We start from the raw sequence: 13,149 nt of genomic DNA, 5'->3' as shown, positions 1-13,149 counted from the left end.
CGGCGCGAGGCGCCCCACAAGCCGGTCTCGTGCGAGCGATCCTGAGTTAGGATCTCCTCGTCCCGTTATGGATCGATATCGGCATCGCCGAAGACCTCGACCAGGCGAAATCGCTCGCACATCAGCATCATGTCGTCGCTGTAGCGACCGAGCCTGCCGAAATAGGATTGATGGGCACGGCGCCAATCAGCCAGGCTCCGGTCGCCCTCTCCCTCGTCGTGTGCAAAGGCTGCATCGACCTCATTGAAGCGCCGGTATGTCACCTCGATGGTTTCGATGACGCAGCGCGGCTCTCCGCGCCCGTCGAGCACGACCCAGCGCTCGCCTGGCGTAGAGGTGTTCGGCTCGTCCTCGGTGCTGCACGTCGCGGTCTTGATGCCCTTGACGACGAGCTCGACCAATTCGTCCGCCAGCGCGGGGCTGTCGCCGAACGCGAAGGTTCGGAGATGTCGATACGGCTCGGGAATCCCCTTGCCCATCCTAGCAGCCGAGCTTGTCGGCGATGCCGCCAAAATCCTTCGCGACGATGTCCCAATTGCCGGTTGCTTCGAAATCGACCTTCTGGAGCGGCCCGTACTCCGTCGGTCGCGCGACGAAGGCGGTCTTCAATCCGTTCTTCTGCGCGGCCGCGAGATCGCCATTGTGGGCGGCGACCATCATCACCTCTTCCGGCTTGAGGCAGAGCAGGCGCGCGGCGCCGAGATAGGTTTCCGGATCGGGCTTGTAATGCTCGAACAGCTCGGCCGACAGGATGAGGTCCCACGGCAGGCCGGCGAACTTCGCCATGTTGGTGAGCAGCGCGACGTTACCGTTCGACAGCGGCGAGATCACGAATTTTGATTTCAGCCGCGTCAGGCCGGCGACGCTGTCGGGCCAGGGATGGAGCCGATGCCAGCCCTTGGTGAGGTAATCGAGATCGGCCTCGGTGAGGCCCTTGATCGCGAATTTCTCGACGAGCTGCTCCAGCGAGCGGCGGTGAAGATCATCGAGCATGACATAGCCGCGCTCGGGATGTTTGCGCACGTCGTCCATGGAGGCCATGTACATGCCGCGCCAGCCGTCGACGAGCGCGGTCCAATCGGCGCTGATGCCGCGCTGCTTGCCCCACCACATGAAGTCGGTGATCAGGCTGGTGCGCCAGTCCACGACCGTGCCGAAGACGTCGAAGACGAGGGCTTTGACGGCGGAGAGATCGGATGGTGTGGTCATGCTTCGCTCCGCTCATTATGTTTTGGCCCGGGCTAGCTCCGGCCGAGATTGGGGGCTTTAAAGCATGATCCGTTCCATGCAACAATAGCGGTTGCCCGCCGCATCAGGCTCGCCCAGCGCGAGCGGCGTGATCAGCCTGCCTATCGCTTGCAATCGCATCTTCCATGACAAACATTCCTATCGCTTTCATATTGCTCGAAGATGCCCGTCTCCCGGATGAGGAAGCTCTAATCCAGTCAATACGGGTTCGTCATCCCGACTTGCGGTGCAGTCGCAGCACTGTCGCACCAAGCGACAGCGCGGCCCGTCCGATGCTCATCGGCATCGGAGATCACGTCATGACGATCTTCCTGATACCGGAGCCGGTGCCTTTTGATCAGCGGCTTTGGGAGCGGGCCTCGTCACTATGGCCGGAAGCTTTTCACGCCGCCGGACGCCATCGCGCGCACCTCGTCGTCGCGGCAATGGACCCGGCCAAAAGCAATGCTGAAACGAAAGCGCTAGGATTTGCCGAGCGCACGCCCCTCACGACCGCCTTTCTAGGCGCAGTGCTCGCGGCGATGCCCGGTGTCGTCGCCGTCATCTGGGGCGGAAAGGTCGGCCGTTCCCCCGAGATGTGGCTGGAGCAGTCAAGCCGTGCGTTCGAGGCGTATCCAGATCAGCCGTTCGGATTGTGGATGGACATCGTTCCCTTCCGTTCCGGCGAGACCGTGGGGGCTTATACGCTCGGATTGTCCGCGTTCGCTGGACGAGAGATCGAGTTTGAGGTGGACGGGCTTGACGAACGCACCGTCACCGGCCGGGTTGCCCAGCTCTCGGCATTTCTCATCGCTGCCGATCCCGACACCAGTTTCAAGAACGGTGAAGTGTTCAAACCGGACTCCGAGATCGACCATCGCGTCGCTGTGCTCCATCGCAAGTCGCGCTTCAACCTTGGGCCGGTCATCTCCTTCTCATCTCTTGATGATCGAGCGGGGAGAAACAAGACCTATCCGATCATTCCCCCTTCCATCGCCGCAAATCATCCCCTGCTGATCATGCTGGCAAAGGTTGGGCATTTCGATCCGGCGCATCCAAGAAACAAAATCGGTCTCAAGCCTGATCACTACCTCTCCGAAGTACGCCTGGAGAGCTTCGATGAAGGCCTCACGCAGGCGCTGTCCCGTATGATCGCAACTGACGCCTATGCCGAGGCCGACATAAGCGCGCGCAGCGCGCTCGCGCGCGGAGACACGGCGACGGCGAAGTCCGTTCTTCAGCCCTGGGCCGATGAGGTTGGGCAGCTCCAGGGGGCCGTCATGCTCGCTCTGATGTTGCGCGACCTGCACATGTTCGCCCCGGCACCGCATCGCAGCCCATAGCAGGCAGAGCACGGATTCGGCAGCGACCAAAGCGCCGAACAAGCGGGCGCGGATGACCGCGACCTCAGTCCAGATGAAACTTGGCCAACTCGCGGTGCTCGGCCTTGATGTAGCGCACCGTGCCGGTGACGGAGCGCATCACGACCGTCTCGGTCTCGATCACGCCGTCCTTGCGGAATTTGACGCCCGACAGCAGCGAGCCCGTGGTGACGCCGGTGGCGGCGAACAGGCAGTCGCCGCGCGCCATGTCCTCGATGCCGTAGATCATCTTGGGATCGTTGACGCCCATCTTGGCGGCGCGCTCGCGCTTCTCGTCGGAGTCGAGGATCAGGCGGCACTGCATCTGGCCGCCGATGCAGCGCAGCGCCACGGCGGCGAGCACGCCTTCCGGTGCACCGCCGGTGCCGAGATACATGTCGACGCCGGTGTTGTCGGGGTCGGCGCAGTGGATGACGCCGGCGACGTCGCCGTCGGTGATCAGGCGCACGGCAGCGCCGGTCGAGCGCACGCTCGAAATGATGTCGGCGTGGCGCGGACGGTCGAGCACCAGCACCGTGATACCCTCCGGCTTGACGCCCTTGGCCTTGGCGAGGCGGCGGACATTGTCCGCCGGCGAGGCATCGAGATCGACGACGCCCTTGTCGTAACCGGGGCCGATCGCGAGCTTCTGCATGTAGACGTCGGGCGCGTGCAGCAGCGTGCCGCCGTCGGCCATCGCCATGGTGGCGATCGAGCCCGGCATGTTCTTGGCGCACAGCGTCGTGCCTTCGAGCGGATCGACCGCGATATCGACCTCGGGGCCGGCCTTGAGGCCGACCTGCTCGCCGATGTACAGCATCGGCGCCTCGTCGCGCTCGCCCTCGCCGATCACGATGGTGCCCTGGATCGGCAGCTTGTTGAGCTCGCGCCGCATGGCGTCGACCGCAGCCTGGTCGGCCGCTTTCTCGTTGCCGTGGCCGCGCAACCGCGCCGACGACACCGCCGCCCGCTCCGTCACCCGCACGATCTCCAGCGTCAGGATGCGCTCGAGCAAGGCGTGCGGGGGGACTTCAATATGGGTCGACATCGGCTCACTCCTTCGAAACGTTTGGGACGGAAATCTCCGTCCGCATCAACTCGCAACACCCACAGTTCGTTCGAACCGTGCTCTATGGTTTGAGCATGCTCTTGCCGGAAAACCGCGTCACACTTTTCCGGAGCATGCTCAGTTCTTCTCAATCCTGATGACCTGCGGACGTCCGCTGATCACCTTGTCCTTCTGCACGGCAGCGAGCGCACGGCGCACGGCGTCCTCATGCGTCGCATAAGTGATCAGGATGACGGGCACGGGGACCGCCTTGCCGTCAGCGGGTGCTGCGCCGCCATTGGGATGACGCTGCACGATCGACTCGATCGAAATCTTCTGCTCCGCGAGCCGCGTCGCGATCGCGGCCGCAGTGCCGGGGAAATCGCGCGCGAGCAGGCGGATGTAATAGCCGCCCTCGTGGCGCTCCATCGGCGCCTTCTTGGTGTCGCGCAGCTGCGCGATCGGCCGGCCGAACGGATTGGCGCGGATGCCGCGCGCGACGTCGGCGATGTCGGCGACGACGGCAGATGCGGTCGCGGCACCGCCGGCGCCGGGGCCGACCAGCGTGATCGGCGGAATGCCCTCGCCATCGATCGTGACCGCATTGGTGACACCCATCACCTGCGCGATCGAGGAGGATTTCGGCACCATGGTCGGATGCACGCGCTGCTCGATGCCCTTGGCGGTGCGAACGGCAACGCCGAGCAGCTTGACGCGGTAACCGAGATCGGCGGCGGCGCGAAGATCTTCCGGCGCGATGGATGAGATGCCTTCGACATACACGGCGCTTTGAGCAACTTTCGTGCCGAAAGCGAGGCTGGCGAGAATGGCGAGCTTCTGCGCGGTATCGTGGCCGTCGACGTCGAAGGACGGGTTGGCCTCGGCATAGCCGAGCCGCTGCGCGTCCTTGAGGCATTCGGCGAAGGACAGGCCCTCCTGCTCCATCCGGGTCAGGATGTAATTGCAGGTGCCGTTGAGGATGCCGTAGACGCGGTTGACGCCGGTTCCGGCAAGACCTTCGCGCAACGTCTTGATGACGGGGATTGCGGCGCCGACGGCTGCCTCGAAATTCAGCGCACCGCCGTGCTTTTCAGCCGCCTTGGCGAGCTTGAGCCCGTGCTTGGCGAGCAGCGCCTTGTTGGCCGTGACGACCGACTTGCCGGCACTGAGCGCAGCGTCCACCGCCGACAGCGCGGGATCGCCGGCGCCGCCCATCAGCTCGACGAAGCAATCGACCTCCGGATGCGTGGCGAGCGCCATCGGATCCTTGGCCCAGTCGACGCCGCGCAGGTCGATGCCGCGCTTCTTCGCCTTCGAACGCGCGGTGACGGCGACGACGCGGATGCCGCGGCCGCTGCGGCCCGCCAGCACGCGCGCTTGCGTTTCGATCAAGCGGACAACTTCGGCACCCACGGTGCCGAGCCCCGCTATGCCCACTTTCAGGGGTGCGACCATGATACTTCAGAAAACCTGCAGAAGAGAATTAACGCCGATTGGCGAGCGGAACGACGTTGTGCAACGTTTCGATCCCGCTTTCAAGGAAGCGGCGCACGCCGCGCGCGGCCTGCCTGATCCGTTGCTCGTTTTCCACCATGGCGATGCGGACATATCCTTCACCATGCTCGCCGAAGCCGACGCCGGGCGACACCGCGACTCCGGATTTCTCCACCATCAGGGTGGCGAACTGCATGCTGCCGATGCTGCGGAAGGCTTCCGGCAGCGGCACCCAGGCGAACATCGAGGCTTCCGGCGGCGGGATGTCCCAGCCGGCGCGGCCGAACGATTCCACCAGCGCGTCGCGACGCTTGCGGTAGGTGTCGCGCATCTCCTTGATGCAATCGTCCGGGCCGTTCAGCGCCGCGGTCGCCGCGACCTGCACCGGCGTGAACGCGCCGTAATCGAGGTAGGATTTGACGCGGGCGAGCGCAGCGATCACGCGTTCATTGCCGACCGCAAAGCCCATGCGCCAGCCGGCCATCGAGTAGGTCTTCGACATCGAGGTGAACTCGACGGTGCAGTCCATCGCGCCCGGCACCTGCAGCACCGAGGGCGGCGGGTTGCTCTCGTCGAAATAGACCTCGGCATAAGCGAGATCGGACAGGATCAGGATCTCGTGCTTCTTGGCGAAGGCGACGAGGTCCTTGTAGAAGTCCAGGCTCGCGACATAGGCGGTCGGGTTCGAGGGATAGCAGACGACGAGCGCGAGCGGCTTGGGGATCGAATGCACGATCGCGCGCTCCGCCGCCTCGAAGAATTGCGGCGTCGGCTCCGACGGCACCGAGCGGATCACGCCGCCCGCCATCAAGAAGCCGAAGGCGTGAATCGGATAGCTCGGGTTCGGACAGAGGATGACGTCGCCGGGCGCGGTGATCGCCTGCGCCACGTTGGCAAAGCCTTCCTTCGAACCCAGCGTCGCCACCACCTGGGTGTCGGGGTTCAGCTTCACGCCGAAGCGGCGGGCGTAATAGGCGGCCTGGGCCCGGCGCAGTCCGGGGATGCCGCGCGAGGCGGAGTAGCGGTCGGTGCGCGGCTTGCCCAGCGTCTCCTTCAGCTTCTCCAGCACGTGCGCCGGCGCCGGCAGGTCCGGATTGCCCATGCCGAGGTCGATGATGTCGGCGCCGGCATTCCGCGCAGCCGCCTTGGCCCGGTTGACCTGCTCGAACACGTACGGCGGAAGGCGGCGAATGCGGTAAAATTCTTCCATGGCTCTCTGGGCTCCGGGCAACCGGTCAGGACAGAATCGACAGGCCGCGAGGGCCATTCCAAAAGCCCTCAGGTCTCATCGCGAAAATTACTCAAAATCAAATACTTAGAGCAATCGTCGGCGACGAAGACTGAAGTCGTTCGCCCTGACTCTTGGCTGAACCGAGGTCTTTTAGCACGGCAACACGGACGCGCCAGCGATTACCTTGCCGGTCTCGCGGGCACAAACCTATTTGCCGTCCTTGGCGGCAGCGGCCTGGCGGTCGCGCGCGGCGGCGAGCTCGGCTTCGATCTTGGCGCGCTGCTCCAGCGGGATGATCGCCTGATCGCGATCCGGCGGCAGATCGTGCACCGGCAGATAGGTGCCGGGCTCCCTGGCACGCGGCGGCGCATCCGCAGGCGCCAGATCCGCGAACTGGCTCGAACACCCGCCCAGGGCGAGCGCCGCGATCAGCACCGCGCCGCAGATCGGCAGCGTCTTTTGCAGGTCCCATACCGCCAACACTTGGGAAATCCCCTACTCGTCCCAAAGCACGGCCCCGGGCAAGCTTACCCAAGACCGCGCCCAAGCTCAAACCATTGCTGCCCAAAATGGTAGGAGCGAGAAAACAGCCGATGCCCAACAAACCGAGACGTGCGGCCCGATTGTGACGGAACCAAGAAGATTTGTCGCAGTGCAACACATCTTCGAGAGTGTTTAACGTCAAACATGCGAGCTTCGCGGTGACGAATACGGAATGAATCGTTACTGTTCTGCTCATGAGTATGGCCACGACCGATACGCCGAAACCCGAGACGAAGTTCGATGCCGAAGCCTTCGCGATGAACGTCGCGCGGGCGATGGAGAGCGGCGGCAAGGCGCTCGCCGCCTACCTCAAGCCGCGCGAGAGCGGCGAGGTGCAGGACCGCCCGCCGCCCGAGCTCACGGAGATGGTCAAGACCTTCACCGCGGTCGCCGAATACTGGCTGTCGGACTCCTCGCGCTCGTCCGATCTGCAGACCAAGCTCGCCAAGGACTATCTCGACCTATGGGGCTCGGCGGCGCGCCGCATGGCCGGTCAGAACGCCGAGCCGGCGATCGCGCCCTCGCCGCGCGACAAGCGCTTCGCCGATCCGGAGTGGAAGTCGAACCAGTTCTTCGACTTCGTCATGCAGCTCTATCTGCTCACGACCAAATGGGCGCAGGAGCTGGTGCGCGACGCCGAAGGGCTCGATCCGAACACGCGCCGCAAGGCCGACTTCTACGTCCAGCAGGTCACCAACGCGCTCTCGCCGTCGAACTTCGTGCTGACCAATCCCGAGGTGCTGCGCGAGACGGTGGCGTCCAGCGGCGAGAACCTCGCGCGCGGCCTGAAGATGCTGGCCGAGGACATCGCCGCCGGCAAGGGCATGCTGAAGATCCGCCAGTCCAACCCGGACAATCTCGTCGTCGGCGTCAACATGGCGACGACGCCGGGCAAGGTGATTTACCAGAACGAGATGATGCAGCTGATCCAGTATTCGCCGACGACGGAGAAGGTGCTGCGCACCCCGCTCCTGATCGTGCCGCCCTGGATCAACAAGTTCTACATCCTCGATCTCAAGCCGGAGAAATCCTACATCAAGTGGTGCGTCGACCAGGGCATCACCGTGTTCGTGGTCTCATGGGTCAATCCCGACAAGCGGCTCGGCACCAAGGGCTGGGAAGACTACATGAAGGAAGGCCCGCTCACGGCGATGGACGTGATCGAGAAGGTCACCGGCGAGATGAAGGTGCACACCGCCGGCTATTGCGTCGGCGGCACCATGCTCGCGACCACGCTGGCCTGGCTTGCCGAGAAGCGCCGCCAGCGCGTGAGTTCGGCGACGTTCTTCGCGGCGCAAGTCGACTTCACCCATGCGGGTGACCTCCTCGTGTTCGTCGACGAGGAGCAGATCGCAGCGCTCGAGCACGACATGAAGACGGCCGGCGTGCTCGAAGGCTCGAAGATGGCGATGGCCTTCAACATGCTGCGCTCCAACGACCTGATCTGGTCCTATGTGGTCAGCAATTATCTGAAGGGCCAGCAGCCGAGCGCGTTCGACCTGTTGCACTGGAACTCCGATGCGACACGGATGACCCAGGCCAACCATTCCTATTACCTGCGCAATTGCTACCTCGAGAACCGGCTCTCCACCGGCACGATGGTGCTCGAGAACACCCTGCTCGATCTCTCCAAGGTCAAGGTGCCCGTCTACAACCTCGCCACCCGCGAGGACCACATCGCGCCCGCTGAATCGGTGCTGTACGGCTCGCAGTTCTTCGGCGGCCCCGTGAAATACGTGCTGTCCGGCTCGGGCCACATCGCGGGCGTGGTCAATCCGCCTGCCGCGAACAAGTACCAATATTGGACCAACGACAACATCAAGAACGTCAACGTCGCGCAGTGGATGAAGGGCGCCGTGGAGCACAAGGGCTCGTGGTGGCCGGACTGGCGCCAATGGCTGGGCGAGCTCGATCCCGAGGAAGTCCCGGCGCGCGCGGTCGGCAGCGAAGCTTTCCCGCCGATCGAGGACGCGCCCGGCAGCTATGTCAGAGTTCGCGCGTAGCGGAATCCGCCGCGCTTTCGTATAGACTCGCCTCAATCCAGCGACGACACAGGGGACCGGCACTATGACACGCGAATTGTTCTGGCTGACACTGACGGTGATCCTGACGGGGGTTTTGTGGATTCCCTACATCATCAACCGCTGCCAGGTTCGCGGGTTGAGCGGTGCCATGGCCAACCCCTCGCGGGGCGACAAGCCGCAGGCGGAATGGGCGAACCGGCTGATGTTCGCGCATGACAATGCGGTCGAGAACCTCATTATCTTCGCCCCGCTGGTGCTGATCCTGAACGCGATCGACTATTCCACGAAATGGACGGTGCTCGCCTGCGCCGTCTATTTCTGGTCGCGCGTCGCGCACACCATCGTGTATGCGCTCGGAATTCCGGTGTTCCGTACCCTCGCCTTCACCGTCGGCTTCCTCGCCCAGGCCGTGCTGGCGCTGGCGATCTTCGGATTGGTTTGAAGTCGCCCCGATGCGGGTTCATGCCTAGCAAATCCAGCCGGGACTTTCTCCGGTTTCAGGATCTCGATGCCGATTCGATCCTGTCCATTGTTGCGCGCGCACAGGTGCTGCGGGCAGCGTGGACGGACCGCGCCATGCCGCAGAGCCTCGCCGGCAAACGCGTCGCCCTCATCGTCGATGATGGCGGCTGGCGGAATACGACCGCGTTCGATCTCGGGGTGAAGGCCATGGGCGGCATCTCGGTGCAGCCTTCGGTCAGGTTCAACGTCCACGAGACGACGGCTGATCTCGCCAGGTATCTCGACAATTGGTTCGACATCCTGATCGTGCGCACCCGGGACTTATCGACCCTGCACGAGCTGGCGGCGCACGCCACCGCCCCAGTGATCAACGCCAGAACGCGATCAAATCACCCCTGCGAAACGCTCGGTGATCTCGCCTATGTCAGTGACAAGCGCGGATCGCTGGCGGGCCTGAAGGTTGTCGGTGTCGCTCCAGACGCCAACATTCTGCGGTCTTGGGTCGAAGCTTCGATCTCGCTGCCGATCCAGGTGACGCAGATCTATCCGGAAGACTGGCACATCAAGGATATCGCCTGTCCGCACTTCGCCACGAGCACCAGTCTGGACGGCTTGCTCGATGCGGATGTGATCATCACGGATTGCTGGCCCGATAGCGCACGGGCCGATCAGCTCCTTCAATACCAGATCTCGGCGCCGCTCCTCGAGCGATGCCGCGGCGACGTCATCTTCCTGCCCTGCCCGCCCGTGACCAGAGGCAAGGAGGTTAGTGCCAGTGCGATGACCCATCCGATATGTCAGAGCGCGTCCGCAAAGGCTTTCCTGCTTCACGCACAAAACGCGCTGCTGGAATGGGTCGCCGCATAGCTGGTGCTGGCGAGCACGCGTTCCGGGCTCTGGTGGTGCCGAGCTAGACAGGTTCCCCCGAGCCGCAACCAGCGGTTGGATGACCGATAGACTGTTGCCGAAGGATGACAGTCCGGAAGAATCGGCGACGGCCCGCTCTGCCAATGCGCTGGCTCGTTCTTCCACAGCTATATTTACCCATCGCAATTGATTGATTCGGGGCAGACATGAATTGGAAGATTGCATCCGCGCTCGGCGCGCTCTCGCTCGCAGCCATCACGACGCAGGCCGGTGCCGCCGATCTCGCCGCCCGCCCCTACACCAAGGCGCCGCCGATGATCGCCGCGATCTATGACTGGAGCGGCTTCTACATCGGCGCCAATGGCGGATACGGTACGTCGCGCAAGTGCTGGGACCAGATCGCCGGCTTCGGCCCCGGCGTTGCCGAAGGCTGCCATGATGCGACCGGCGCGGTGGCCGGCGGCCAGGTGGGCTATCGCTGGCAGAGCAGTGCCTTCGTGTTTGGTCTCGAAGCGCAGGGCGACTGGGCCGATCTCTATGGCCGGAATGCCAGTGCCATTCTCGGCGTCGAGAACCGCACCCGGATCGAGGCTTTCGGCCTGTTCACCGGCCAGGTCGGCTACGCCTGGAACAGCGCGCTACTCTATGTGAAGGGCGGCGCCGCCGTCACCAGCGATCGCTACCGGGGCGCCGGCACGGGCGGTCTGGCCGGAGCCGAGTTCGACCGTGCCAACGAGACTCGTTGGGGCGCCGCGGTCGGCGTCGGCTTCGAGTACGGCTTTGCCCCGAACTGGTCGGTCGGCCTCGAATACGACCATCTGTTCATGGGCCGGCGCGACGTCACGCTGACCTCCACCGGCGCGCTGGCGCCTGCCGGCACGTTCTCGCGCACCGATCGGATCGGTCAGGACGTCGATCTGATCACCGCCCGCATCAACTACCGGTTCGGCGGGCCGCTCGTCGCGAAGTACTGAGCTTGTGCCCCGGACGCAGTGCAACGCCTCTTGGCGGTGCGCTGCAGAGCCGGGGCCCATGGTCTTGCTTTCGCTTGTCGTGTTATGGGTCCCGGCTCTGCGGAGCAGCGCTAAGCGCTGCACCGCGTCCGGGACACGAGACTGCCCTACTCCTCCGGCAGTCCCAGCATCAGCCGCATGTTCTGCACCGCTGCACCGGATGCGCCCTTGCCGAGATTGTCGAGCCGGGCGACCAGTAGCGCCTGGTGATATTTGTCGCTGGCGAAGACGTAGAGCTCGAGCATGTTGGTCTCGTTGAGCGCCTCCGGCTCGAGCCGGCCGCCCTTGCTCGCCTCGCTCTGCAGCGGCATCACCTTGACGTATTTCGAGCCGGCGTAACGCTTCGCCATCGCCGCCTGCAGGTCGGCGCCGCCAGGCTTGCCCGGCAGCGTGTCGAGCTGGAGCGGCACCGAAACCAGCATGCCCTGTCGATAGTTGCCGACCGAGGGGATGAAGATCGGCCGCCGCGTCAGGTTCGAATAGAGCTGCATCTCCGGCAGATGCTTGTGCTCGAAGCCGAGGCCGTAGAGCTCGAAGGACGGCGCGCTGCCATCCTCGAAGCTTGCGATCATCGACTTGCCGCCGCCGGAATAGCCGCTCACCGCGTTGACGGTGACGGGATAATCCGATGGCAGCAGGCCAGCATCGACGATCGGCCGCAACAGCGCGATCGCGCCGGTCGGATAGCAGCCGGGATTGGAGACCTTCTTCGCGGCCTTGATCTTGCCGGCCTGGTCCGGCGTCAGCTCCGGAAAGCCGTAAGCCCAGTCCGGCGCGACCCGGTAGGCGGTCGAGGCATCCAGCACCTTCGGCCCTTGATTGCCCATGCTGTCGACCAGGGCAACGGTTTCCTTGGCGGCGTCGTCGGGCAGGCAGAGGATGACGAGATCCACCTCCTCCATCAGTGCCTTCTTGGCGGCCGGATCCTTGCGCTTGTCGTCGGCGATGGTCTTGACCGCAACGTCGCTCTGGAGCTTCAACCGCTCGTTGATGCCGAGCCCGGTGGTGCCGGAGCCGCCGTCGACGAAGACGGTGGCGGGCTTCTTGGCCGCGCCGGTGATCGGGGCTTTCGTGGTTTCGGTGAGGCTCATGGAACGCTCCTTTCGAGCTTGTTGGTCTCGGCCGCAAAGGCTTCCGGCCTCACGTCCTGCATCAGTTGCGCGATTTTCCTGGCGTCGGCCGCGGGCTGCGCGCCGAGCGCATTGGCGATCGCCGTATAGTCGGCGTCGGACTTGTGCTGGTTGAGCTTGAAGCTGCCCTCGACCTCTTCAATCGTCATGACCAGACCCACGATTCCCTTCTTCATCGCTTCCAGCCGGCCCGCCGTCATCTTGTCCGAGGTCCATGGCTTCTTCGGCAGCAGCCAATTCTCGAACTTGTCGCTGAGCGTGTCGACCTGCACCGCGAGCTCCTCATCCGACAACGGCCGTACTGGACCGCTCAGATGCACCGATTGGTAGAGCCAGGTCGGAACCTGATCCGGCGAGACGTACCAGTCCGGCGATACATAGGCATCGGGGCCGTTGACCGCGAGCAGCCACGACGCATCGCCGCCCGCCTGCTTTAGCAGCGGATTGTGACGGGCGAGATGAAACGCGGCCTGCGGCGTGCCGTCTGCGGCATAGGTCAAATAGAACGGCAATGGCGAGGCGATCGGCTTCCTGCCGTCGAACGCGCACATGGTGCCGAAGCCGCGCTCCTCGGCGAATTTCAGGCTCGCGGCGCGGTCCTGCTTGAAAAAGGGTGGCGTGTACATCGTGGTCTCCTGCTGGGCCTCCTCGGGGGGGGCCGCCGGATCAGATCGCGCTGACAGGAGAGAGGATGCCGCGGATCGGGTCCAGCGGCAAAGACGATGATCTCAAACGCGATCGACCGCCCA

The 13,149-nt window shown here is 64.2% G+C and carries 13 protein-coding genes; 5 read left to right on the top strand and 8 right to left on the bottom strand.

The window, feature by feature from the left end; translation table 11 throughout:
* Positions 1–65 precede the first annotated feature (65 nt).
* Both DCG74_RS23215 and DCG74_RS23210 read right to left on the bottom strand, forming a co-directional pair.
* Positions 66–479, bottom strand: a complete 414-nt coding sequence (locus DCG74_RS23215) for an ASCH domain-containing protein (RefSeq protein WP_172789148.1) — start codon at positions 477–479, stop codon at positions 66–68.
* A 1-nt stretch (position 480) separates the two neighbouring features.
* Positions 481–1,209 (bottom strand): haloacid dehalogenase type II, encoded by a 729-nt coding sequence (locus DCG74_RS23210; protein ID WP_172789147.1) that lies wholly within the window; start codon positions 1,207–1,209, stop codon positions 481–483.
* A gap of 338 nt (positions 1,210–1,547) precedes the next feature.
* Here DCG74_RS23210 and DCG74_RS23205 point away from each other — a divergent pair, with 338 nt between their 5' ends.
* Entirely contained in the window at positions 1,548–2,570 is a 1,023-nt protein-coding gene (locus DCG74_RS23205; RefSeq protein WP_246709028.1) for a hypothetical protein, read from the top strand.
* Between the two features lie 64 nt (positions 2,571–2,634).
* On the opposite strand, the gene glpX is transcribed toward DCG74_RS23205, so the two are convergent.
* The 4 genes from glpX to DCG74_RS23185 all read right to left on the bottom strand — a co-directional run bounded on the left by glpX (position 2,635) and on the right by DCG74_RS23185 (position 6,844).
* A complete protein-coding gene (gene glpX / locus DCG74_RS23200; protein ID WP_172789145.1) occupies positions 2,635–3,636 on the bottom strand; it encodes a class II fructose-bisphosphatase in 1,002 nt (333 codons plus the stop codon).
* Between the two features lie 138 nt (positions 3,637–3,774).
* Positions 3,775–5,091 (bottom strand): homoserine dehydrogenase, encoded by a 1,317-nt coding sequence (locus tag DCG74_RS23195; protein ID WP_172789144.1) that lies wholly within the window; start codon positions 5,089–5,091, stop codon positions 3,775–3,777.
* Positions 5,092–5,119: 28 nt separating this feature from the next.
* Positions 5,120–6,340, bottom strand: a complete 1,221-nt coding sequence (locus DCG74_RS23190) for an LL-diaminopimelate aminotransferase (protein WP_172789143.1) — start codon at positions 6,338–6,340, stop codon at positions 5,120–5,122.
* 228 nt (positions 6,341–6,568) lie between these two features.
* A complete protein-coding gene (locus DCG74_RS23185) occupies positions 6,569–6,844 on the bottom strand; it encodes a hypothetical protein (protein WP_172789142.1) in 276 nt (91 codons plus the stop codon).
* A 254-nt stretch (positions 6,845–7,098) separates the two neighbouring features.
* Between DCG74_RS23185 and DCG74_RS23180 the strand changes: the two genes are divergently transcribed.
* The 4 genes from DCG74_RS23180 (at position 7,099) to DCG74_RS23165 (ending at position 11,231) form a co-directional block, all read left to right on the top strand.
* Positions 7,099–8,907 (top strand): alpha/beta hydrolase, encoded by a 1,809-nt coding sequence (locus tag DCG74_RS23180; protein ID WP_172789141.1) that lies wholly within the window; start codon positions 7,099–7,101, stop codon positions 8,905–8,907.
* Positions 8,908–8,971: 64 nt separating this feature from the next.
* Positions 8,972–9,370, top strand: a complete 399-nt coding sequence (locus DCG74_RS23175; protein WP_172789140.1) for an MAPEG family protein — start codon at positions 8,972–8,974, stop codon at positions 9,368–9,370.
* A 20-nt stretch (positions 9,371–9,390) separates the two neighbouring features.
* Positions 9,391–10,257, top strand: coding sequence for an ornithine carbamoyltransferase (locus tag DCG74_RS23170; protein WP_172789139.1), 867 nt, complete (start codon positions 9,391–9,393; stop codon positions 10,255–10,257).
* A gap of 206 nt (positions 10,258–10,463) precedes the next feature.
* Complete coding sequence (locus DCG74_RS23165; RefSeq protein ID WP_172789138.1) at positions 10,464–11,231, top strand: outer membrane protein; 768 nt, start codon at positions 10,464–10,466, stop codon at positions 11,229–11,231.
* A gap of 146 nt (positions 11,232–11,377) precedes the next feature.
* Here DCG74_RS23165 and argC read toward each other — a convergent pair whose 3' ends face one another.
* Both argC and DCG74_RS23155 read right to left on the bottom strand, forming a co-directional pair.
* Positions 11,378–12,361: an N-acetyl-gamma-glutamyl-phosphate reductase gene (argC, locus tag DCG74_RS23160; protein WP_172789137.1), complete on the bottom strand. Its 984-nt coding sequence runs from the start codon at positions 12,359–12,361 to the stop codon at positions 11,378–11,380.
* Positions 12,358–13,026: an FMN-binding negative transcriptional regulator gene (locus DCG74_RS23155; protein ID WP_172789136.1), complete on the bottom strand. Its 669-nt coding sequence runs from the start codon at positions 13,024–13,026 to the stop codon at positions 12,358–12,360. Before DCG74_RS23155 ends, argC begins: the two co-directional genes overlap by 4 nt.
* Between the last annotated feature and the right edge of the window lie 123 nt (positions 13,027–13,149).

Source organism: Bradyrhizobium sp. WBAH42, from assembly GCF_024585265.1.
GTDB lineage: Bacteria > Pseudomonadota > Alphaproteobacteria > Rhizobiales > Xanthobacteraceae > Bradyrhizobium.
The sequence above is the reverse complement of the archived record's forward strand: the minus strand, read 5'-3'. Positions and strand labels throughout refer to the sequence as shown.

What these genes read in the sequence shown, in the direction of transcription:
- DCG74_RS23210 (WP_172789147.1), bottom strand. Translation starts at nt 1,209, where the DNA reads ATGACCACACCATCCGATCTCTCCGCCGTCAAAGCCCTCGTCTTCGAC.
- DCG74_RS23190 (WP_172789143.1), bottom strand. Translation starts at nt 6,340, where the DNA reads ATGGAAGAATTTTACCGCATTCGCCGCCTTCCGCCGTACGTGTTCGAG.
- DCG74_RS23195 (WP_172789144.1), bottom strand. Translation starts at nt 5,091, where the DNA reads ATGGTCGCACCCCTGAAAGTGGGCATAGCGGGGCTCGGCACCGTGGGT.
- DCG74_RS23175 (WP_172789140.1), top strand. Translation starts at nt 8,972, where the DNA reads ATGACACGCGAATTGTTCTGGCTGACACTGACGGTGATCCTGACGGGG.
- DCG74_RS23155 (WP_172789136.1), bottom strand. Translation starts at nt 13,026, where the DNA reads ATGTACACGCCACCCTTTTTCAAGCAGGACCGCGCCGCGAGCCTGAAA.
- DCG74_RS23215 (WP_172789148.1), bottom strand. Translation starts at nt 479, where the DNA reads ATGGGCAAGGGGATTCCCGAGCCGTATCGACATCTCCGAACCTTCGCG.
- DCG74_RS23205 (WP_246709028.1), top strand. Translation starts at nt 1,548, where the DNA reads ATGACGATCTTCCTGATACCGGAGCCGGTGCCTTTTGATCAGCGGCTT.
- glpX (WP_172789145.1), bottom strand. Translation starts at nt 3,636, where the DNA reads ATGTCGACCCATATTGAAGTCCCCCCGCACGCCTTGCTCGAGCGCATC.
- DCG74_RS23180 (WP_172789141.1), top strand. Translation starts at nt 7,099, where the DNA reads ATGAGTATGGCCACGACCGATACGCCGAAACCCGAGACGAAGTTCGAT.
- DCG74_RS23165 (WP_172789138.1), top strand. Translation starts at nt 10,464, where the DNA reads ATGAATTGGAAGATTGCATCCGCGCTCGGCGCGCTCTCGCTCGCAGCC.
- argC (WP_172789137.1), bottom strand. Translation starts at nt 12,361, where the DNA reads ATGAGCCTCACCGAAACCACGAAAGCCCCGATCACCGGCGCGGCCAAG.
- DCG74_RS23170 (WP_172789139.1), top strand. Translation starts at nt 9,391, where the DNA reads ATGCCTAGCAAATCCAGCCGGGACTTTCTCCGGTTTCAGGATCTCGAT.